This is a genomic window from Bradyrhizobium sp. 141, assembly GCF_023074055.1.
Taxonomy (GTDB): domain Bacteria; phylum Pseudomonadota; class Alphaproteobacteria; order Rhizobiales; family Xanthobacteraceae; genus Bradyrhizobium.
Window position 1 is genome coordinate 26600 of sequence record NZ_JADPKR010000031.1, and the last position, 21227, is coordinate 47826.

17 protein-coding genes are annotated in these 21227 nt (G+C 61.1%); 8 read left to right on the top strand and 9 right to left on the bottom strand.

Annotation, left to right across the window (positions count from 1 at the left end; all coding sequences use genetic code 11):
* Positions 1 to 3: 3 nt before the first annotated feature.
* The 5 genes from IVA81_RS11140 to IVA81_RS11160 all read right to left on the bottom strand — a co-directional run bounded on the left by IVA81_RS11140 (position 4) and on the right by IVA81_RS11160 (position 8209).
* Complete coding sequence (locus IVA81_RS11140) at positions 4 to 1368, bottom strand: HlyD family type I secretion periplasmic adaptor subunit (protein WP_247316204.1); 1365 nt, start codon at positions 1366 to 1368, stop codon at positions 4 to 6.
* 18 nt (positions 1369 to 1386) lie between these two features.
* On the bottom strand, positions 1387 to 3207 hold the full coding sequence (locus IVA81_RS11145) for a type I secretion system permease/ATPase (protein WP_247316207.1): 1821 nt from the start codon (positions 3205 to 3207) through the stop codon (positions 1387 to 1389).
* Positions 3208 to 3218: 11 nt separating this feature from the next.
* Entirely contained in the window at positions 3219 to 6215 is a 2997-nt protein-coding gene (locus tag IVA81_RS11150) for a hypothetical protein (protein WP_247316208.1), read from the bottom strand.
* Between the two features lie 721 nt (positions 6216 to 6936).
* Positions 6937 to 7464, bottom strand: coding sequence for a hypothetical protein (locus tag IVA81_RS11155; protein ID WP_247316210.1), 528 nt, complete (start codon positions 7462 to 7464; stop codon positions 6937 to 6939).
* Positions 7465 to 7591: 127 nt separating this feature from the next.
* Positions 7592 to 8209 (bottom strand): sigma-70 family RNA polymerase sigma factor, encoded by a 618-nt coding sequence (locus tag IVA81_RS11160; protein ID WP_247316212.1) that lies wholly within the window; start codon positions 8207 to 8209, stop codon positions 7592 to 7594.
* 778 nt (positions 8210 to 8987) lie between these two features.
* On the opposite strand from IVA81_RS11160, the gene IVA81_RS11165 reads away from it, so the two are divergent.
* The 3 genes from IVA81_RS11165 to IVA81_RS11175 all read left to right on the top strand — a co-directional run bounded on the left by IVA81_RS11165 (position 8988) and on the right by IVA81_RS11175 (position 12968).
* On the top strand, positions 8988 to 9185 hold the full coding sequence (locus tag IVA81_RS11165) for a hypothetical protein (protein ID WP_247316214.1): 198 nt from the start codon (positions 8988 to 8990) through the stop codon (positions 9183 to 9185).
* Between the two features lie 129 nt (positions 9186 to 9314).
* Positions 9315 to 10565, top strand: coding sequence for an HlyD family efflux transporter periplasmic adaptor subunit (locus IVA81_RS11170; protein WP_247316216.1), 1251 nt, complete (start codon positions 9315 to 9317; stop codon positions 10563 to 10565).
* Positions 10566 to 10568: 3 nt separating this feature from the next.
* Positions 10569 to 12968 carry a peptidase domain-containing ABC transporter gene (locus IVA81_RS11175; RefSeq protein ID WP_247316218.1) on the top strand — a complete coding sequence of 800 codons (2400 nt, stop codon included), beginning with the start codon at positions 10569 to 10571 and terminating at the stop codon, positions 12966 to 12968.
* Positions 12969 to 14088: 1120 nt separating this feature from the next.
* On the opposite strand, the gene IVA81_RS11180 is transcribed toward IVA81_RS11175, so the two are convergent.
* From IVA81_RS11180 to IVA81_RS11195, 4 genes are all read right to left on the bottom strand, one after another.
* Positions 14089 to 14304, bottom strand: a complete 216-nt coding sequence (locus IVA81_RS11180; protein WP_247316220.1) for a hypothetical protein — start codon at positions 14302 to 14304, stop codon at positions 14089 to 14091.
* 122 nt (positions 14305 to 14426) lie between these two features.
* Entirely contained in the window at positions 14427 to 14600 is a 174-nt protein-coding gene (locus IVA81_RS11185) for a hypothetical protein (protein WP_247316221.1), read from the bottom strand.
* A 155-nt stretch (positions 14601 to 14755) separates the two neighbouring features.
* A complete protein-coding gene (locus tag IVA81_RS11190) occupies positions 14756 to 14989 on the bottom strand; it encodes a hypothetical protein (protein WP_247316230.1) in 234 nt (77 codons plus the stop codon).
* Between the two features lie 27 nt (positions 14990 to 15016).
* Positions 15017 to 15238, bottom strand: coding sequence for a hypothetical protein (locus tag IVA81_RS11195; protein ID WP_247316232.1), 222 nt, complete (start codon positions 15236 to 15238; stop codon positions 15017 to 15019).
* Positions 15239 to 15487: 249 nt separating this feature from the next.
* On the opposite strand from IVA81_RS11195, the gene IVA81_RS11200 reads away from it, so the two are divergent.
* From IVA81_RS11200 to IVA81_RS11220, 5 genes are all read left to right on the top strand, one after another.
* A complete protein-coding gene (locus IVA81_RS11200; protein ID WP_247316236.1) occupies positions 15488 to 15757 on the top strand; it encodes a response regulator in 270 nt (89 codons plus the stop codon).
* 36 nt (positions 15758 to 15793) lie between these two features.
* Entirely contained in the window at positions 15794 to 16006 is a 213-nt protein-coding gene (locus IVA81_RS11205) for a hypothetical protein (RefSeq protein WP_247316238.1), read from the top strand.
* Between the two features lie 581 nt (positions 16007 to 16587).
* Positions 16588 to 18204 (top strand): alpha-amylase family protein, encoded by a 1617-nt coding sequence (locus IVA81_RS11210; RefSeq protein ID WP_247316239.1) that lies wholly within the window; start codon positions 16588 to 16590, stop codon positions 18202 to 18204.
* A 127-nt stretch (positions 18205 to 18331) separates the two neighbouring features.
* Positions 18332 to 19360 (top strand): glycosyltransferase family 4 protein, encoded by a 1029-nt coding sequence (locus IVA81_RS11215; protein ID WP_247316241.1) that lies wholly within the window; start codon positions 18332 to 18334, stop codon positions 19358 to 19360.
* 300 nt (positions 19361 to 19660) lie between these two features.
* Entirely contained in the window at positions 19661 to 20854 is a 1194-nt protein-coding gene (locus IVA81_RS11220; protein ID WP_247316243.1) for an MFS transporter, read from the top strand.
* The last annotated feature ends 373 nt before the right edge of the window (positions 20855 to 21227 follow it).

The following is a 21227-nucleotide window of genomic DNA, read 5'->3' on the forward strand; positions in this document are numbered from 1 at the left end:
GCTTCAGGTTTCGCGGAACGCCCGGGAGAAGCTGTCGAGGACAGGCTTCATGATGTACTCGAAAAACGTACGCTCTCCGGTCTTGATGTAAACGTCCGCGGGCATCCCGGGCGTCGGGATGAATTCAGGCATTTGCCTGAGAATATCGTCCTGATCCAGGCGCACCCGGACAACATAGAATTCCCGACGCGTGTCGCCGTCGGGACGGGTTTCTGTCTTCCCTTGCACCTGCTCCGCCAAGGCGTCCGCTGACACGTAGATGACGCTCGCCCCGACCATGGGCGTGATGCGCTGGTTGAGCGCCGACAGCCGCACCAGCGCCTCCTGGCCGACACTCACGTGCGAAATGTCCTTGGGGTTCACATGTGCCTCGATGATGCGCTCGTCGCCAATCGGCAGGAGCTCAAGGATCACGGCACCAGGAGAGACGACGCCGCCCGGTGTATGGAAGTTGTTCTTCACCACAATACCTCGAACCGGCGACCGGACATCGACCCGATCGACCACATCCTGAGCGGCGCGAATCTGCTCCTCTCCGTCGTCCAGCTCCGCCTCGGTCTCGCGCAACTCCTTGATCGCCTCCCGAAGCGCCGTCGTGTGGAGCTGCGCTATTCTTTCGTTCGCCTGAGCGATCCGCTCCCTCGAATCGGCGATGCGGCCGAGATATTCGCCTAGCTCACCCCCGAGACCCGCCTCTGAGCGTCGCAACGCAAGCACATCCGACTTGCGGACCAACTGCTGGCCAAGAAGCGAATTCTTGTCCTTCAGCTCTTCGGCGAACAAGGAAATTCGCTCTTTGGTGGACTGAACTTGCGCCTGATATCCGCGGATGCTTTCCTCCAGCCCAGCGATTTGCTTTAGGAGTACGCTTTCGTCGGTCACCAGACTTGCCCGGCGGGCCTGAAGCTCGGCACGTTGCCGCTCAAGAATCGCTTTGATTTCTGGATCACGTGCGTTCTCGCTGAATGCGGCCGGGGTTTCGATTGCGTCAGAAGAGCTCATTTCAGCTTCCAGACGCGCCTTCATCGCGAGCAGTCGATACTTCTTCAAAACCAGCCGTTTCAGCTTGGCGTTGGCAGCGGTATCGTCCATGCGAACCAGGACCTGGTTGGCCTCGACGGCATCCCCGTCCTTGACCGCAATCTCGCGGATGATGCCGCCCTCGAAGTGCTGGACAAGCTTGTTCTGCCCGGTAGCCACGAACGTGCCCGAGGCGACGACCGCACTGTTGAGGGGAGCGACTGCGGCCCAAACGCCGAAACACCCGAGCCAAACAACCAAGATGGCGAGGCCGGTGAAGATGGGCCATTTGGCGCTCAGCGGAACACCGCGATACCACTCGCCGATGTCGTCCGTTACCGCTCTCATGCTGTCCTCCCGCGCTGGTCACCCGCCCGAGGATTCGATGGGTTGCGGCTGCTCCGGCGCCTCTCCGCCGACCCTGGCGGGCGACCGAACCAGCCGATGCAACACCTCACTCGGAGAGCCGAATGCTTCCGCGCGTCCGGCCCGCAGTATGAGCACTTTGTCAACGCTGTTCAGTAGCGCCGGGCGCAGGGTTACGACCACTGCGGTGACCCCCCGCCTCTTGGCGCGCTGCAGGGTTTCGGTCAGAGCCTGCTCGCCCGCTGCGTCGAGATTCGAGTTGGGCTCGTCGAGCACGACGAGGGACGGATTGCCGAAGAAAGCTCGGGCGAGCGCGATGCGCTGCTTCTGTCCTCCCGAGAGCGGCCCGCCACTGCGGTCAAGCACGGTCTCGTATCCTTGCTTCAACTGGCAGACCATGTCGTGAATGCCAGACAAAATCGCAGCCTCATAGATGCTCTCGTCCGGCAAGTCATCGCGCATGCGGCAGATGTTCTGCTTGATGGTGCCGGGAAATAGCTCGACCTCCTGAGGCAGGTAACCGCTATATTCCCCGAACTGGCGGCGATCCCAGTTGCGCAGCTCCGTTCCGTCCAGCCTGACCTTACCGGCGGTCGGCACCAGGCACCCCACCAGAATACGCGCGAGCGTCGACTTGCCCGAGCCTGACGGTCCGACAATGGCCAAAGACTCGCCGGGCGCGAGCTCGAGCGACACACCATTGAGCACCGGCTCCTTTGAGCCGGGCGGCAGATACAAGACCCGATCAACGCTCAGGCGCCCTTGTGGTCTCGGCAAGCGCAGCTTGGGCGCCTCACGCTGGAATGACTCAACCGCCTGCTTGACACGGGCATAGGCCGATCGCGCCTGCACGCAGCTGCGCCATCCCTCGATCAAACCCTCGAGCGGCTGCAGGGCGCGGCCGGCGATGATCGAAGCCGCGATCATCATGCCCCCGGTGATCTCGGCGTGCAGGGCCAGATAGGCACCGGTACCGAGGATCGTAATCTGGGCCACGAGGCGGACGAATTTCGACGCACCGCTGATCCAGAAATTCCGGTCAAGGGCCTGGCTCTGCACCGTCAGCGCCGGCGCCTGCCGGCGCCCCCAGTGGAGAATGCTTTCGCTGAGCATTCCCATCGCATTGATCACCTGCGAATTTCGCGCCAGCGACTCCGCCGCCGCATCGGCTTCGGCGGCATGCAGGCCAGCCTCGCTCAGACGCTCCGAGGTCGCTTTCTGGTTGATCAGCGCAATAAGTGCCAGGACCAAACCCGATAAGACTGCGATCCAGCCCAGATCTCGGTGAACGAGGAATATGACTGCGAAGTAGAGGGGCGAGAGGGGCGCGTCCATCAGTAAAAGCATGATAGGGCTCGAGATGAAGCTCCGCACCTGATGAAGGCTGCGGATCGCCTGGATGGTTCCGCCCTCGCCAGCCCTGGCGTTGTTGATGCTGCTCGCCAGCACGGCGCCGCCGAGCACCGCCTCCATCTTGGTGGCGAGACGCCCCAGCACCTGCCGACGCAGAATGTCGACGATCGCGAGGATACCGATGAATGTCAGCGCGAGAGCCGAGAGCATCAGCAGTGTCTCGAAACTACGGCTCGTCAGCACGCGATCGGATATTTGAAAGAGGTAGATCGGCAAGGTGAGCATCAGCAGATTCACAACAACCGAAAATGCCGCGACCGCTATCAGGTTGGTGCGCGCGACCGAACGCCAGGTGGCTAGCGCGTCGACAGGTCCGACATAGTCGCGGGCCACGCCGCGGGGTATGACGCGAATTTGAGTTCCTGAGTGGTTGCGCGGCGGATCGTCCAGTGTCTCGACAGCTGCCATGGTTGCCCCCACTAGAGGATGGCATCATGAGTTCCAACGTGATCGATCGGAGTATTATCCACAATGTCGGGCGGCGGCGGCGCCACTTTTTGGACATCGGCAGCCACCGGCGCGGAAATGTCTTGAGCCGATGCGGCGTCCGCCTGAGACACGGCAGTCTGAGGGGGCGCGATGTCGCTGCTGAGCGTGACGCCATAGTCTGTATACTGGGTTCCGTTGAACAGCGAATCTGCCGCGGGCGGTGGCGCATCGTTCAACGCGATCACATCGCTCGCCGCGGTGGTCGTCGCCGTGGCATTCGATGTGTCCGTCACGACGTTCTCCGAGGCAGTGGTGGCGGATCCCGAACTCTCGATCGGTGTGTCAGCGGTGGTGGCGAGCGCAAGGAGCGTGTCGGCCGATTCAGAAGTTTGAGCGCTGCTTGTGTCCGGCACGGCCGGCTCTACCGGTTCGGTCACGGGGTTGCTGAGCGAGTCTCCAGCGCTGCTGAGCACCGGCTCGGTGGTGTCAGCGACCGGCGCCGCACTCGCCAGAGCGTCGCTAGTTACACTGCCGGGGTCGGCCGGATGCGACACGTCGCTGCTCGGATTGGTCAGAGCGGCAGCCGTTGTCGCGAGCACCGGCTCGCTCGTGTCAGGGACTGGCACCGTACTCGCCAGAGCATCGGCAGCCACACTACCCGTGTCGGCAGGTTGCGACACGTCGCTCGGCGCATCTGCCAGAGCGGCAGCCGTTGTGGCGAGCGCAGGCTCGCTGGTGTTAGCAGCGGGCGCCGCACTCGCCAAAGCATCGCCAGCCACGTTGTCCGTGTCGACGGGATGCGACACGTCGCCGGCCGGATCGGTCAGAGCGGCAACTGTGGTGGTTAGCACAGGTGCGCTCGTGTCAAGGACCGGCGCGCCACTCGCAACGGCATTGCCAGCCACATCGGTGGCCTGTGATACATCACCAGGGGCATCGTTACCCGTGGTCAGTTCCGCCTCCGCGATCTCAAGGGGTGATGCTGAACTATCAAGGGTGTAAGTTCCCGTGCTGTCCGATGCAACCGTTTGCGACAACGCGGTCGACTGAGTGTCTGGACCCGTCGTCTGGCCAACCACCTCGTTGCTTACCGTGCTCACGGTGTCGGTCGCCGTCGCAAGCGCCGGCGGAACCGTAGCCTCGAGCGGCGCAATTGTTCCAACCACGTCATCGGGCAGCGTGCTCGCGGTGTCGGCCAGAGTCGATAACGTCGGCTGCGCCGCCGACTCGACCGGCGCAATCGCGCCGACCACGTCGTCGGGCAGCGTGCCCGAGGTTTCGGCCAAGGTCGTGAGCGTCGGCTGCGCCGCCTCCACCGGCGCAATTGCGCCAACCACGTCGTTGGATAGCGTGCTGACGCTGTCGGTCGCCATCGCCAGTGCCGGCGGGACCGCCGCCTCGACCGGCGCGATCGCGCCAACCACATCGTTGGGCAGCGAGCCCGCAATGTCGGCCAAGGTCGTGAGCGTCGGCACCGTCGCCTCGACCGGCGCAATTGCGTCAACCACGTCGTTGGATAGCGTGCTGACGCTGTCGGTCGCCGTCGCCGGTGTCGGCGGCACCGCCGCCTCGACCGGCGCGATCGCGCCAATCATGGTGTTGGACGACGTGCTGACGCTGTCGCTCGCCGTCGCGATTGCCGGCGCTACCGCCGCCTCGACCGTCTCAATCGCGCCAACCATGTCGATCGGCGCAATTGCGCCAACCACGTCGTTGGATAGCGTGCTCACGGTGTCGGTCGCCGCGGCGAGTGCCGGCGGTACCGTCGCCTCCACCGGCGCGATCGCCCCAACCACGTCGCTGGGCAGCGCGCTGACGGTGTCGGTCGCCGTCGCCAGTGCCGGCGGCACCGCCGCCTCCACCGGCGCAATCGCGCCAACTACGTCGTCAGGCAGCGTGCTGACGCTGTCGCTCGCCGTCGCCAGCGCCGGCGGCACTGCCGCCTCGACCGGTGCAATTGCGCCGACCACGTCGTTGGGCAGCGCGCTGACGGAGTCGGTCGCCGTCGCAACCGCCGCCTCGACCGGCGCAATCGTTCCAACTACGTCGCTAGGCAGCGTGCTGACGCTGTCGCTCGCCGTCGCCAGCGTCGGCGGCACCGCCGCCTGCACCAGCGCGACTGCGCCAACCACGTCGTTGGATAGCGCGCTGACGGTGTCGGTCGCCGTCGCAAGCGCCGGCGGCACCGCCGCCTCGACCGGCGCGATCGCGCCAACGACGTCGTCAGGCAGCGTGCTGACGCTGTCGGTTGCCGTCGCCAGTGTCGGCTGCGCCGCCGCCTCGATCGGCGCAATTGCGCCAATCATGTCGTTGGATAACGTGCTCACGGTGTCGGTCGCCGTGGCGAGTGCCGGCGCTACCGCCGCCTCGACCGCCTCAATCGCGCCAACCATGTCGTTGGGTATCGTGCTGACGCTGTCGGTTGCCGTCGCCAGTGCCGGCGGCGCCGCCACCTCGACCGGCGCAATTGCGCCAACCGCGTCGTTGGATAGCGTGCTGACGCTGTCGGTCGCCGTCGTCACCGCCGCCTCGACCGACGCAATCGTTCCAACTACGTCGTCAGGCAGCGCGCTGACGCTGTCGGTTGCCGTCGCCAGTGTCGGCTGCGCCGCCGCCTCGATCGGCGCAATTGCGCCAATCATGTCGTTGGATAACGCGCTCACGGTGTCGGTCGCCGTGGCGAGTGCCGGCGCTACCGCCGCCTCGACCGCCTCAATCGCGCCAACCATGTCGTTGGGTAGCGTGCTGACGCTGTCGGTTGCCGTCGCCAGTGCCGGCGGCGCCGCCGCCTCCACCGGCGCGATCGTTCCAACTACGTCGTTAGGCAGCGCGCCGACGGTGTCGGTCGTCGGTGCCAGTGCCGGCGGCACCGCCGCCTCGATCGGCGCAATCGCGCCAATCACGTCGTTGGGCCTCGTGCTCACAGTATCGACCGCCGTGGCGACCGCCGGCACCGCCACCTCGACCGGCGCAATCCCTACTGCCACGTCATTGCTTAGATCTCCAAGCAGAGGAAAGGAGCTGACGACCGACGGATTAAACGAGTCGTAAAACACATAAGAGCGAATGGATTCGAGCGTTGCCCCACCAGACAATTCAGTGCTTCCGAGGTCGGAATCTGCTGACAGCGAGTTGATGCAACTGACGCGACTAACGTCGGCCGAGGTGTGGGCATGGTGCTTGCAAGAATCTGCATCTTCGCCACCTCCGCCCTCACCCCCATAGTTCGCAGCGGCGACTGCTTCGCCACGAGCGGTGCCCGGTCTGGGCGTGTGTTCATGCGGCTCCGCCAGGAGACCGACGCGATCGAGCTGAGTCACATGCGTTTCCGACGAAGCGGCCAGCGCTCTGGGCCTCTCATCCTCCGCGCCCGGCTTCGCGGGATCGCTCGCAAACAGCTCGTCATTCGTCCGTTGCGGCGTCGCACTTGCCTGAGGCGCTGTCGCGTGTTCTTGCTCGGCCAGCGCGGATCTGAACGGGGCGGCAAGAAACTCCTCGCAGGCAATCAGCGGGGCAACGAAGAACGACCAGGTCAAGAAACTGAAGGAGCCGGATCGCTTATCAGCACGCTGCACTCCGGCTTCGAAAATCCTCCGCTCTTGTTCGAACAGTTCGCGCTTTTCTACCTGGTGCATCACCGCCGCCTTTCAGGTTCAAAAACCATTCTCGCCCGGAAGCACTCACCGCCAGGCGAGTCTCTTCGGCATGTCAGGCGTCCGTGTCGTGCGACGTATCCGTCGCCGTGTCGAAATGCCCTACGTCGAAGTGATCCGTTGGCCCCATCAAATCGATGGCGTATTCGAGCGCATCGTCGCAAGACATCGAAGCGAGCGCGCCGTGTATGTCACCCGAATGATCGGGACCCTGCGAGCTGAAATCACCCGCGAACTCACCTTGGGAGAAGTCGAACTTGGCCAGCGCATCACCCGGAGTACGATCGGTGTAGCCCCTGCTGCCATCGTCAGCCGGCTCGAGGTGGTCCTTGGGCTGGCCGTCGTTGGCATCCTTGCTGTCATCGTGCTCCGGGTAGTTGCCCTTGCCGCTAAGCTTGGAATAATTGTCCTTGCCGCCGCCGTTCGAATACGCGTCGTCATCGCTGTCATCGTCATTCCTCTTTGACTGCTTACCGTCGCCACAGTCGTCAGGCTTGGTTGACGTGCATTGCTCGGGTGGGACGCCGGTTCCCGCAAGCTTTATGAGCCCGAGAATGCTCGTAACACCGCTCAGGATAGACATGGCTTCGCTCCTCGCTTCAGCGATGGTAACGGGGCGTGCGTCCGTGCGCGTGCCCTGTCACCACGCCGTCACCCCTATTGTCGCCGAAGCACGCCTATGGATGCAGCGGCGAAAAATAGTTCACGCCTTACTCAAGCTGCCGGCGCATGGCCACGAGCTCTCTCCGGATCCACGCCTTGACGGTTCCGACAGGAACCCGGAGGTATTGGGAAATCTCCTCGTGCGTGCGCCCGTCGACAATCGCCAGAAGCAGGCTCGCGCGGCGCTGTGGCTCGAGTTGATCGAGCATTGTTCGCAGCGTCATGCTGTCTGGGATACAGGCCGCAGGGTTCGGAACGATCTGCTCCCGCGCGCAGATGGCATTCAATGCATCGTCCTCGAGCGCGAGTTCGCGCCTGGCGTTCTGCCGCATCTTGAGCGCCGTGTTGCGGACGATCGCGTAGATCCAGCCCCGGGCGGATCCGCGTGCAGGATCGAAGTTCTTCGCATATCGGAGAATCTGCGCGAATGCATCGTGGATGACGTCCTCGGAACGCGATCTGTCGCGCACGATACGGTGTGCCATCGCGCGCAACTGCTCCTTCTCCCGAGCGTAGATCTTGCCAACGGCCGACTGCGATCCGGAAGCGCACTCAAGCAGAGCCGTTTCATAATTAAGTGCCGTCTCGCGATTGAAATAGCTGTCATGCCGCGCTGCACCGGTGCGAGGCTTCGCGTTCGTTAAAGCGACGCATTGATGGGGCATGGTCGAAGTCACCCCTAAATGGCAGAAAACCTGCCGCTTACACCCGCAGGGCCACCGCTGCTGCATTTAATGCCCTGCATTAACATTCATTTAAATGATCTACTTTTAAAAAAATACGAAATCGGCTGTCGGCGAACTCAAGTTAACAGCATCGACTTCGTTCCCGAAGTTTTCGAACTTTTTTCGCGACCGCCAAACCGGCGACGCGATCGCCAGGTGCAGGCGGGACCATAACGAACCCTAAGTCCCGTCTATAACTTCAGAGCACGCATCGGACCCAACTACGTGTAACGCCATCGAGGGTCATTCGAAGTACCTTCAAGAAAACCACGCCCCAATCCCCCACATTCCCCCCTCTATCCAACCTGCCTGCAATCAGCTGCGACGGCTCTGAGCCTTGTCGTGCCCAACGGGCGCTGCGAGTTGCGCAGCTATCGTGATGAGGTCAGCCATCGAAACAAGCTAAGGCGCTTCTTGGAACGAGCTCGCGTCCCTGGAGTACCACACGCTTTCCTTCGGAAGCCGCGATGTCACATCGCAGCCGTGATGAACATTCAGCAGATCAGAACGTCCATTCACTGCGACGAAGCTGCCACTGATTCCCACTTTAGAGCGCGCCTTGCATACGACGTTGTAAACATCACAATGCAACAAGCGTCAAACGTGCCACTCACAAAATTTTTGCGCGACCGTGCATCCAGATTGTCATCTGGCCACCTAGTGATGACGTGGCAACAGTTACTCAATGTTCCGCCACTTACATCGAAGGGAGACCAACATGCTAGAGATGACCAATTTTGCTCAGCCTATCGAACTGTCCGATGAGGAGCTCGACCTCGTGGCTGCCGGCACCAGCCAGTGTGGCGGTTGCCATGATGGCGGATCACTGATCCGAACTGGCGACATCAATGTTCTCAGCGGAAACCAGGTTCAGGTTGGCTTGTTCTCCAAGCAGTCCCAAATCTTTGTTGGGTAGAGACAAGATGCGTCGGCGAACCGCTTCTCCATGTGGGGAAGCGGTTCTCCGGTATCCATCCGCAGCCTCGCTGTGGCGGAAAGATACTCCCCGCTACGCTAATGAATAAGAGCACATCAAGGTGCGCCCATGGCGACTCGGCCAGCTCTATTTCGCGAGGAAGCTGTCGACTTTTTGCATCAGCGCCACAGCTGGGGTGAGGTCGTGTTGCTGCAGCCGCTGTCGAGCACGCTCCTTAGCTGGAGCCTGGTGGCGCTCGTTGTACTCATTTTGTGCTTTCTCTCTATCGCGCAATACGCCCGCAAGGAGACCGTCTTCGGGTATCTGACGCCGACCTCCGGCACGGCTAAGATCTTCGTACCACAACAGGGTTTCATCAAAGCGATACAAGTGAAGGAGGGGCAAGAGGTTGCGGAAGGTGACCAGCTCCTGACCGTAGTCACGTCACAAATCAACGCCAATGGCGATGACGTCAATGCCACCGTGCTTGCAGTGCTGACGCAGCAACGCAATGTGGTCGAGCGCCAGATCGACGCGGAAGATCGCCGAACCGCCTCGGAACAGGATCGCCTCGCTTCCACGATCAGCGGGATAGAAGGAGAGATTTCTCAACTCGAGGACCAGCGAAACATCCAAAACGAGCGCTTGAAGCTTTCAGAGAGTTTCGTAGCAACCGGCGCTAAGCTAACCGCAAGCGGTACATTGCCTCCGATTGAGCTGAAGCGCCGCGAGCAGGCTGCACTTGAGCAGAAGCAGAGCGTGGTGTCGCTCGATCAGCAGATCACCGCGCGACGCACCCAATTGACAGACGCTCGGCATACACTCGAGCAACTCCCAACAGTTGCCGCAGAGAGGATCCGGGGACTGCGCAATGAGCTCTCCTCGATCGAACAGCGCGTGGCCGAGGTAAATGGGCGGCAGGCTTACGTTATCAGGGCGCCAACGAGTGGGCGCGTGTCCACGCTGCAGGCGACCGTGGGCAAGATCGCGGACCCACGGCATATGCAGCTCGAAATCATCCCGCTGGATGCGCACTTGCAGGCCGAGCTGTTCTTTCCGACGCGCGCGTTTGGGTTTGTGCGCCCCGGCCAGCCAGTTCGGATTCTTTACGATGCATTTCCTTATCAGAAGTTCGGCACCTACCGCGGCAGCGTGACAAAAGTCTCCCACACGATTCTGACTGGCAACGAAACGACCGGGCCGATCTCCCTCAAGGAGCCGGCTTACCGTGTGACTGCGGCTCTCGAACGGCCCGACATCGACGCCTATGGCCGTAAGATGCCGCTTCAACCGGACATGCTGCTGAGGGCCGACGTAATCCTTGAGCAGCGTTCCCTGATGAAATGGCTGCTTGATCCGGTGTTAAGCGCAAGGATGTAGCGCATGCAGGGACTGTTGAATTTCAGCGGACGCAAATCTCTCCCGGTCATCAGGCAGACGGAGGCAACGGAATGCGGGCTCGCATGCCTCGCCATGGTAGCGTCATATCATGGTCATCGAGCTGACTTGAACAGCCTGCGGCGGCGGCATCCAGTGTCCCTAAAGGGCGTCACTCTTCGCGATCTCATGCAGATAGCAGCTCACCTGGGGCTGGCATGTCGGCCATTGCGTATCGAGATCGGCCATCTCTGCCAACTGCGCGTGCCCGCTATTCTGCACTGGGACATGGCCCATTTCGTTGTACTGAAAGCATACAGGAGGAAAGGGATCGTGGTGCACGATCCGGCAGCCGGCGAGAAATGGTTTCCCCTCACTGAAGCATCGAGACATCTGACCGGTGTCGCGCTCGAACTCTCGCCCACCGAAAAGTTCTGCCGCACAGATGAGAGAGTGCGTCTGCCGTTCTCGGTGTTCTGGAGCGGAATGAACGGAAACAACTATGCTCTCGCCCAAATACTAGTTCTGTCGGTGGTCATCGAAGTTCTTCTGCTCGCCGCCCCTTTCTATATGCAGCTCACCGTGGACGAGGTCATCGCCAGAGGGGATGTCGATCTCCTGATCGTACTCGGGCTCGGATTCGCGCTCCTTCTCCTGATACGGGTCGCGTCGACCGCAACCCGCTCGTTCATTATTCTTGTTCTGCAGAACACGTTGAGCTTTCAAATTGGCGCGCGGCTGTTTCATCATCTGGTGCGCTTGCCACTCTCATTCTTCGAAAAGCGACACATCGGCGACATCCTGTCACGCTTCAATTCGATCGAGCCCATCCGCAACGTGCTCGCGGAGGGATTGATCACGGGGTTGATCGACGGTCTCATGTCGGTGTTGATGCTGGTGTTGATGTTCACCTACAGCATCCAGCTCGGACTTGTCGTCCTGCTGGCGTTCGCGTTGTATGCCGGCTTGCGGCTCGCTCTCTTCGGGATGTTCCGACAACGGAGCGAAGCGGCCATTCACAGCAAGGCAGACGAGAACTCCACCTTCATCGAAACGGTGCGAGCGGTGCAAAGCCTAAAGTTGCTCAACCGAGAGAACGAACGGGAGGGCCAGTGGCTGAATCGCTATGCTGCGTATATTAATGCCAACGTGCGGCTAGGTCGGGCGAGGATCAGCTTCAAAGCGATGAACGACACGATATTTGGCTTGGAGAACGTAATCACGATCTACCTCGCCGCTCGCCTCGCACTGGACAACCTCATCACGGTTGGCATGATATTCGCGTTCGTCAGCTACAAGCTACAGTTCGCTGAGCGGACAGCGCTGCTGATCGAGAAGCTGGTAGATGTCCGCATTCTCGGACTGCACCTGGAGCGTCTCGCCGACATAGCGCTCACCCCGATCGAGCGCGGGCACCACCTGGACCTGTCGTATATCCGGCCGATTCGCGGCGCGATCGAATTGCGCAACGTGTGCTTCCGGTATGCAGAAGGAGAGTCCCTGATTCTTAACAACGTCAATCTGTGCGTTGCTCCCGGACAATTCGTGACGATCATGGGACCCTCGGGCTGCGGCAAGTCAACTCTTGTCAAGGTTATGCTTGGGCTGCTCGAGCCGACGAGCGGAGAGGTGCTGATCGACGGCCTTCCGCTCGGCCAGATCGGACTGCGCGCCTATCGCGAGCAAATTGGCGCGGTGATGCAGGAGGATCAATTGCTGTCCGGATCGATTGCCGACAATATCTGCTTTTTTGACACAACATTCGATCTGCAGGGGATGATCGATTGCGCGCGAACTGCTGGAATCCACGACGACATCATGGCAATGCCGATGAGCTACAACAGCCTCATCGGCGACATGGGAAGCTCGTTATCCAGCGGGCAGAAACAGCGAGTCCTGCTTGCGCGTGCGCTCTATCGCCGACCTAAGATCCTGTTTTTAGACGAGGGCACGGCACATCTCGACACCGAGAAGGAAAGAGAAATCAATGCCAATCTGCGGCACCTAAATATGACGCGCGTGAGCGTAGCGCACCGGCCCGAAATTACCCAGGGAGCGGATATGATCATCCATCTTGGCGCGGCGGCGGAGCCATTTCGGGTCGGAATGTCGAGCGACAGACCAGCCGCGGCGCCTGAGCGAGATGTCGGACTCAGCGGTTTTGCCGCCCAAGGTGCGAAATCGACCGAGACGGCGCACGCCCACGATGCCTGCCCCGGGGATGCCGCGGGCGACTGCGCGAAGCGCGATCCTGGCTCGAAGGACGCCAAGGACGACGACGACTGCCATCCACACAAGGACTACGGCCAGCCGCCGAAAGACTGCACCTTCAAGCCGTCAGATGACCGCGGCAAAGCCGATAACCCGGGTGAAGCGCTGGCCACGATCGACTTCTCACGATGCTGATTTCGTCTCGCGCACTCCGGATCTTCGGGTGAAATGCACGGCGCACTCGCTGTCATTCAAAGACGCGCTCGGATGCATCTCGGCCGGCCAAACGCGAGACGATTAATCCGGCAATGGTCACATTCCGGGAGGGCAGTCGCGATAACGCCGCGGCCAGAGAAGATGAGGCTCGTGCCAAGCAAGAGCTCGGTCCCGCCATGGAAGATCACCAGCACGGTCCCTTAATAGAGTTGGGCTGCGAAAGGCACGACCGCCGCAGCTTCAGCATGCGGTTGCGGAATTGGCGCGGCGGTGCATCCAGATTGTCGGCTTCCGACTAGGAATAACATGGCAACCGCCACAGCGAGTTCGTTCGCCGGGTGGCCGAAAGCAAGAGAGGATGCCCACCGCGTAGGTCGGCCGGGGAGCGAGCTAGGCCTGAGCTTCTCCGAGCAGTGGGTCAAGGCTCTAACCGGTAGAGAACCACAGACTAGTAGTGGCTGTCCATAACAGGTCGTTCCGGCGAGTTCTACCGTCCTAAGACCCAGGCTAAGCATTCCCCTCGAGACACGCGTTCCAGAGCAATGATTGACCGAGAGCAGCTTCAGGATATGTCCATTGACGAGTTGTGGGAGCTGCACCAAGACGTCGATTCAGTGCTGGGCGCAATGATAGCGTAGATCCGCTCGCCGTTCCTGCGCGATGACGACCGCACCTTTCGCTACGCGCACCGACAGACAGGACAAACCCGCCGTGCACTTCGAAAGTGGTGGACGTTTCGAAGCCCACCGCGCCGATCGTGGAACTTACGTGAGCGCGCACGTCAAACGGTCCGAGACCGATGCCGTCAAGCAGGAGCTCCTCGACCGGGCCGCCATGCTGGTCAGCTCCGGATCGAGAAGGGTTTGGCTGCGCATGCTTCCGGTTAGAAAACTCAGCCGCCTCATGCGGCGCCGTCATCGCGACGGGGGCGGCTTCGGCAGCTTGCTGGCGTCGAACTTTGGTACCCTGCGTTCCGTCCTGACCTCGGTCGACGGCTCCGAACGACAATGGATGAGCGTCGCCTCGAACGTCAGGCCGGGCGCCGCGTCAGCGGTGCCGGTGCATTTCGCGAACTCGCCCTTCGCCACGCCTTCGAGCTTCAGCTCAAGCTCATCGATGCCGACGTCGCATGCCCTTCGGCGTGCCGCTCCGTGACGACCGTTGCCGTAAACGGGTCTCCAGCTACGTCGTAGGAGCCGCTGTAGCTCATGATGCTGTCGCCGCCCGAGACCCTACCATCCTGGAAGTGGACGATGCCGGTCCCCTCGCCGCGCGGCGTCTTGAACCAGGCCGAGTAGATGCCGTCTTTGAACAAGGCGGCGCTCTCTTTCGGAGTTGGATGTGTTCGGTACCTGGATTCGACGCCGGTCAGGTTAAGGGACGGCGTACGGGATGCGTCGGCATCGGGCAGGTGCGGCCCCAGGCGAGCGCACGGGCCTACTCGTTTTCGTGCCCGAGCAGCTTATGGGTGCTTCGGTTCACGAAGTGCAGCTTGCCGCAAGCGAGACAGTCCACGATGACGTAGGAATTGCGCGCACCGTCCGGATCGTCGTCGATCCAGCGCTGGACGTTTTCTCCGGAGACGGGACATCGGAACATGTAGTGAGACATGCCTGCACTCTGCTTCCGGACGGTGTGGTCGCCATGAGGCAGATCAAGGTTTCGACTGCATCCGGCGGCGTTGGCGCGGAGCCGGCTGCCCAGACCGGGCGAGAGCTCGATCGAGGCTTCGCCTGGTTTCTCGCGGCAGGCGCATCATCCGTCCTTCAGCGCGGACTTGACCTCGCGCACCGGCCAGCTTTCCCCGGCGGTCTTGCGCGCACCATGCCGTCGTCGCCGACCCGCGCGTGCGAACTGACGTCGTCTTCGATCGGAACGACGGCAAGTTCGGTCTCCGGCGTCCAGCCGAGCGTGAGATCGAGATCGCCCGGAAAGATCTGCCAGCGCGACCCGTCGTCGAGTTCGACGATGTGGTTCTCGGAATGCGATCGGATCTTCATGGCGCGGCTTCGCTGAGCCTCCGGTGGCTACTTCCGACCCGACGGCGCATGGGCGTTCGCGTTGTTGGGGTTCTGCTTGTTGGCCTGGTGATGCCCGATGACGCACCCTGCCGCGGCGCCGAGCTTGCCGTGACCGACCATGTGGCCGGCAACGCCGCCGACGATGGCACCCTTGATGCATCCCTTGGCTTCCGCCGATGAGACAAGGGCGAGCGCGAACAGGCAGATGGCGGCCAAGGTCGCTTTCATGATCCTTCTCCGAGACAATGGTGTCGGTGGGCCAAGTCGCCTGATGGCCGTTCCGTTCGGCCCCCTGTAGACGGGATCGGCGCGCCGCCGCAGTCAATCGAATCGCTGGATGGGCGCAGCCCCGCCTTTGGGGGTTTTGGGGCTTGGGGGGCGGAGCCGCGCAGGCCGCGCATTTGCGCGCAGACCCAAGGAATTAACCCGGGTGAAGCACGCTCGTTCCTCACCTCGAGGACGGGAAGAATTCCGATCATGAATATTGAAGACTCTGGCTGCGGACATCGTATGATCCGCTTCCAGGGGGTTCAGGGGATGACTGCCTCGATCAACGAACGACCGATGCGTCCGGTCTGCAAATACCGGATGACGTTGGCGCGCATCTCTCCCGGCCAGCGCGGATTCGAGGAGCGCACTTTCGAGTGCTCGACCTGCGAGCGCACGGAAGTAACCCGCTTCACGGTGGACCCGATGCAGACGGATGCGGTCGGCTGGCTCGCCGGCGAACTGAGGGCGCCGCGGTGAAATTCGAGGAAGACTTGCTTGAGTGGAAGGAGCGTGATGGACGAGGACTTCTGCAGAGAACAGGTGCAACGCATCCGCGCTCTGGCCGAGCGGGCCGATCCTTTCACTCGGCGTCGCCTGCTCGCGCTGGTCGGCCGATACGACGCCAAGCCGAGCGGTCCGTCGCGCCCGTCGAGGGTCGCGGAGCGGCCGCTGCCGGCGCGCACCACGCCGCCTGCATCGATCCTCTCAGGGTCGGGCGAGGCATGATGAAGGGGCGGCGCGGCCGAGACGATGCCACGGCGGCAATCGGGGGTCGCCATGAAACTCGAAGACATCTACGCCGGTGCGGTTTTGGAGCTGCCGCGGCGCAATCCGTGATCGAGGTGTACGACTGTGCTTAAGGAGGGGACTTCGTCCTTGCGCGAAGCGGACGATGGATACGCGCCTCAGGCCGTCAGCGTCAATTCTAGCCGGCTCGGGCCGCGGCGACGGTCCGATCCGGGGAGCCGCCTGCTGGCGTAGCCTCGGGCTCGCCATGCTCAGCGACCGGGGCTCCTCGGACACAATGAAAGAGATGGTTTTGTCGGGCGAGTTCCGCCGAACTGCCATTTTTTCCCGTTTACAGCAGGTGAAATCGAACCCTGGACGAATCGACGAAACGCAACACTCCCCTTTCCAAAGGGCGAATGGGGATCGATGCCGGACAAGGTGACAGAGCAACTTCTAGGTCTTCCCGGCGTTGACGAAGCCGTCGGGCCTTGGCCCACTGCATCGGCTGGATCTTAGCGGGATCAAACGCGGCAGCCACCAGCAACGTGAGCGCGTCACCGCCCGTCAGGATCTTAGTAATGCTCGATCTTTGGTACAAGAATGCCGTGATTTACAGCCTCAACGTCGCCACCTACCGGGATAGCAACGGAGACGGCATCGGTGATTTCAAGGGCCTGGCTGGGCAGCTCGATCATATTGCTCAGCTTGGCGTAAATTGTCTGTGGTTACTCCCTTTCTATCCGAGTCCCGGGCTGGACCACGGCTACGATGTGACCGACTACTACAACGTCGCTCCAGCCCTCGGCACCCTGGGCGACTTCGTCGAATTCAGTCACCAGGCGAGGCTTCGGGGATTGCGGCTGATCATCGATCTCCCCATCAACCATACATCAGAACGACACCCCTGGTTTCAGCAGGCGCGCGCCGATCCGTCATCGCCGTTTCGCGAATACTACGTTTGGTCTGACACCGAGCCAGAAAACAGCACGGATGGCGTTGTTTTTCCTGGCTTTCAGTTGAGCGTGTGGAACTACGATCTCTGTGCGCAGGCATGGTATTATCACCGGTTTTACCAGCATCAGCCTGATCTAAATATTGGCTGCGCTGCGGTTCGCGAAGAGATCTTCAAGATTTGTGGTTTTTGGCTCGAACTGGGCGTGTCAGGATTCCGCATCGATGCTGCCCCGTTCGTGGTTGAGGAAGTCCGGCCGGATCGTCCGGCGACTCGCCGGTACGAATTTTTTGGAGAGCTTCGCGATTTCCTGTCCTGGCGCAAAGGTGACGCCGTCTTGCTGGCCGAAGCCAACGTTCTTCCGGCAGAGCTTGAGCACTATTTCGGCGACGGATCGCGCATCCATCTTCTGTTCGCGTTCTTGTTGAACCAACACCTGTTTCTTGCACTTGCGCGCGAAAGCGCCGAACCGTTGCAGCGCTGTCTGACCGCGCTGCCTCGGTTGCCGCAATTCGCGCAATGGGCCCAGTTCCTTCGCAACCACGATGAGTTGGACCTTGGACGTCTGTCGTCCGAAGAGCGCGAAGAAGTCTACGCTGCGTTCGCTCCCACTCGCAAAATGCAGCTCTACGGACGCGGAATTCGCCGCCGGCTTGCAGCCATGCTCGAAAATGACCGCCGCCGCATTGAGCTCGCATTCAGCCTGCTCTTTAGCCTTCCTGGCACACCGGTTATCTACTACGGGGACGAGCTGGGGATGGGTGACGATCTCGCGCTTCCCGAGCGATGGCCCGTGCGTACTTGCATGCAATGGAGCGACGAGGAGAACGGCGGATTCTCCTCGCAACCCACGCGGTTGCTGCATCACATGATCCGCGACGGCGAATATGGTCCACCTAAGGTAAATGCCATCGCTCAGCAACGTGATCCGGATTCGCTATTCAACTGGATGCGTCGGCTGGTTGAGATGCGCCAGTCTTGTGCAGAGATCGGTTGGGGCGAGTGGACCCTTCCTCAAAGCGATTGCCCCTCGGTTCTGATCCAGCATTTTGTCTGGGAGGGCCGGGCGGTGCTTATCCTGCACAATTTATCGCAGGACGAATGCAGCACACATGTCAACGACCTTTCAAAGGGAAGGAAACTGACCGATGTATTTGGCAACCGGATTTATTCATCGAAGCCCAACGCGGACGGCACGATCGAGCTTGATGGTTACGGGTACCGATGGTTTCGGGTCGATTAGATCGGTTCGGAGGCATGGTCGAGGAACACGATGGTCTATCGCCTAAGCAGCGGCTGTGCGTCGCCGCGGTTGGCTCAACCGGAATGAAGAAGAGGCCCGCGGTCTTAGCTTCACTTGGAAGGTCTACATGAGAATAGCCCAGATTGCGCCCTTGGCTGAGAGCGTTCCGCCGAAACTTTATGGCGGCACGGAAAGGGTCGTCGCCTGGCTCGTGGATGCACTCGTCGACCTTGGGCATGAGGTCACGCTCTTTGCGAGCGGCGACTCGAAGACAAGCGCTACGCTTCATCCGGTTTGGCCACGTGCGCTTCGCCTTGGGCGACCGCGGACAGACCCGAATGCGGCCATGGCTGTTCTGTTGGAGGCAGTATCGCGTAGGGCTCATGAATTCGAGGTCATTCACGCCCACATCGACTGGCTGCACCTGCCATTGCTCAGCCGGTTGGGCATTCCCTTCGTGACGACGATGCATGGTCGATTGGATCTTCCAGGTTTGCCGGCTCTGATTGACGAATTTCCGGGGGCCTGTCTTGTCTCAATCTCCGATGATCAACGCATTCCGCTCGCGAACGCGAACTGGTGCGGAACGGTATATCACGGCTTGCCCGTCGAGCAGTTTCGCGCCTCGTTTACCTCCGGTTCGTACTTGGCCTTTCTGGGCCGGCTGAGCCCCGACAAAGGCCCCGAAGACGCCATTCGCATTGCGCGCGCAGCAGGAATCCCGCTGCGCATCGCGGCAAAAATCCCGCGGGCCGAGACAGGCTATTTCAAGGAGCGCATTGAACCTCACGTCGACGGCGAGCAAGTCCAGGTCGTCGGGGAAGTGAATGATGAGACGAAACAGCCGTTCCTCGCGGATGCAGCGGCGTTGCTATTCCCGATCCGGTGGCCCGAACCTTTCGGACTGGTGATGATCGAGGCCATGGCCTGCGGCACGCCGGTCATTGCCTATCGGTCCGGATCGGTGCCGGAGGTGATTGATGAAGGCGTGACCGGCTTCATCGTCGAAAATGAAGGCGAAGCCGCTGCAGCCGTGGCACAACTCGCAAGCCTGGATCGGCGGCGCGTCCGCGCAAAATTCGAGGAGCGCTTCACCGCGCGGCGGATGGCAGAGGATTACGTCCGACATTACCAACAGATGTTGGGCGCACACTAGCGTCCTCTCTGTGAGGTCCGCCGATCGCTGCATCCGGCGCTTGAATCGCGTCCTCCTGTTGGCCTAGCCATAGACCTGGATTACGCCGACCTCGGTTGCTGTCTGCCGGCCGACTTCTTCGCCCCGACTCTCTCCTCGGTCTCCTGCCCGCGATCGGCACGAAAGGAGTTGGGGGTCCAAATTGGACCGCGCTCGCCCCCTTGAAACTGAAGAGGGATTTCTCCGTTGCTATACGCCGCGAGGACGCGGCGCCGGTGCTCAATGGGCCCGGCGAGCCCCGGGGCGTCGGACAGGTGTCCAATGCTGCAAGTCATCCGCGTCAGTGGACCGCTTGCCTATATTATTCTTTATGTCGCCTTGTATGCCGCGTTTGGCGTGGCGTCGCCTTATTGGCCACAATTTTTCGAAACGAAAGCTCTGTCCCCGCAGCAAATCGCCCTGATACTGGCTGCTGCTATGGCAATGCGCCTTGCCGCCGGCCCATTAATTGGAGCGTTCGCCGATCTTTTGGGATCATTGCGCCTTGTGCTCGCAACCTGTGCGGCCGTGGCGGCTGGCGCGGCCGCTGCATTGTTGTGGTCCACTAGCTTCTCGCAACTGCTTTTGCTGGCCTTGGTTCAAGCTGCAGCGCTTGCTCCCACGACGTCGATTGCCGACGCGTTGGCAGTCAATACAGCAAAGCCCCAGATAGGGGCTAGACCCTTTGAATACGGCTGGATACGAGGTTCAGCCTCGATGGCTTTCGTGGTGGGTACGTTGTCCGTCGGACAACTGATCAGCCGCACTGATCTCACGCCAATTATCTGGCTGAATGCATCCCTACTTGTGGTGGCGGCTGCCGTAACCGCGTTAGTGCCCAAGATCACTACTCGATCTGCGCCATGCGCCAGCGCATCGCCTATCTTCGTTCCAGTGCTCAGACTTCTTGCCATGCCGCAGTTTCGGATTCTGATCTTGGTCTCAGCCTTAGTCTATGGGAGTCACGCGATGCAGGACGCATTTGCAGTGATTCGATGGAGCGAGGCCGGACTAGCGCCATGGGCCATAAGTCTGTTGTGGTCAGAAGCGGTAGCAGCGGAAGTCGTCGTCTTTTTCCTAATCGGTCCCGGATTAGTTAGCCGGATTGGCGCGCGTGGTGCGGCAACCCTGGCAGCCGCGGCTGGAATAATCCGCTGGTCTATTTCCGGCGTGACCACCTCCGTTCTGATCCTCTCGGTTCTGCAGCCACTACACGGATTAACTTTCGCGCTGCTCCACCTTGCCTGCATGAGCACGATGAGGTCTCTTATTCCAGTCGGACTGGCCGCAACCGCCCAAGCTGTCTATGCCTTTGGTTCAGGTCTGGTAACTGCCGCACTGACTCTGTTATCAGGGATGCTCTATGCCACGTATGGAGGGGCAGCATTCTTTCCGATGGCAATTCTGTGCGGCCTCGCAGTCCCGTTTGCCTGGTTCGGTTTTACTGATTTACGGACGCGGTTCGTTTCCTCATAAGCAGGCACCTCGGTGTATCGGCCTTTCGCAACGACTTGAGCGCAATATCGGATCGTGATGACGATGCTCAGCGCGCCCAACCTCGGGCGCATCGGTCCCGCTGATGCACACTGCTGGCCGAAAATCGAGTACCCTGCGAAATGCGCGGAGGAAAGGTCCGCCACCCGTTCTTCAAGGGACTTCGGGAAGACCGGTAACGGATGCCTTCCGCTTGTGGCAGGGGGCAGACAAGCCGCTGGATATCCTGCTGACTATCCCCGCTGGCCTTCATCGATGTCATTCGGCCTGCAATATTGACCCCCTGAGCCGGGGGATCGGCGTCCAAAATTGACCCCCTACAGATTGGTCTGTTGCGCTGCCTGCTTCGTAACAA

Excerpts from the sequence above, each read along its gene's own strand:
- IVA81_RS11160 (WP_247316212.1), bottom strand. The coding sequence starts at position 8,209 with ATGCCCCATCAATGCGTCGCTTTAACGAACGCGAAGCCTCGCACCGGT.
- IVA81_RS11185 (WP_247316221.1), bottom strand. The coding sequence starts at position 14,600 with ATGTCTCACTACATGTTCCGATGTCCCGTCTCCGGAGAAAACGTCCAG.
- IVA81_RS11195 (WP_247316232.1), bottom strand. The coding sequence starts at position 15,238 with ATGAAAGCGACCTTGGCCGCCATCTGCCTGTTCGCGCTCGCCCTTGTC.
- IVA81_RS11145 (WP_247316207.1), bottom strand. The coding sequence starts at position 3,207 with ATGGCAGCTGTCGAGACACTGGACGATCCGCCGCGCAACCACTCAGGA.
- IVA81_RS11190 (WP_247316230.1), bottom strand. The coding sequence starts at position 14,989 with ATGAAGATCCGATCGCATTCCGAGAACCACATCGTCGAACTCGACGAC.
- IVA81_RS11170 (WP_247316216.1), top strand. The coding sequence starts at position 9,315 with ATGGCGACTCGGCCAGCTCTATTTCGCGAGGAAGCTGTCGACTTTTTG.
- IVA81_RS11175 (WP_247316218.1), top strand. The coding sequence starts at position 10,569 with ATGCAGGGACTGTTGAATTTCAGCGGACGCAAATCTCTCCCGGTCATC.
- IVA81_RS11215 (WP_247316241.1), top strand. The coding sequence starts at position 18,332 with ATGAGAATAGCCCAGATTGCGCCCTTGGCTGAGAGCGTTCCGCCGAAA.
- IVA81_RS11155 (WP_247316210.1), bottom strand. The coding sequence starts at position 7,464 with ATGTCTATCCTGAGCGGTGTTACGAGCATTCTCGGGCTCATAAAGCTT.
- IVA81_RS11205 (WP_247316238.1), top strand. The coding sequence starts at position 15,794 with ATGGACGAGGACTTCTGCAGAGAACAGGTGCAACGCATCCGCGCTCTG.
- IVA81_RS11220 (WP_247316243.1), top strand. The coding sequence starts at position 19,661 with ATGCTGCAAGTCATCCGCGTCAGTGGACCGCTTGCCTATATTATTCTT.
- IVA81_RS11140 (WP_247316204.1), bottom strand. The coding sequence starts at position 1,368 with ATGAGAGCGGTAACGGACGACATCGGCGAGTGGTATCGCGGTGTTCCG.
- IVA81_RS11200 (WP_247316236.1), top strand. The coding sequence starts at position 15,488 with ATGAATATTGAAGACTCTGGCTGCGGACATCGTATGATCCGCTTCCAG.
- IVA81_RS11165 (WP_247316214.1), top strand. The coding sequence starts at position 8,988 with ATGCTAGAGATGACCAATTTTGCTCAGCCTATCGAACTGTCCGATGAG.
- IVA81_RS11210 (WP_247316239.1), top strand. The coding sequence starts at position 16,588 with ATGCTCGATCTTTGGTACAAGAATGCCGTGATTTACAGCCTCAACGTC.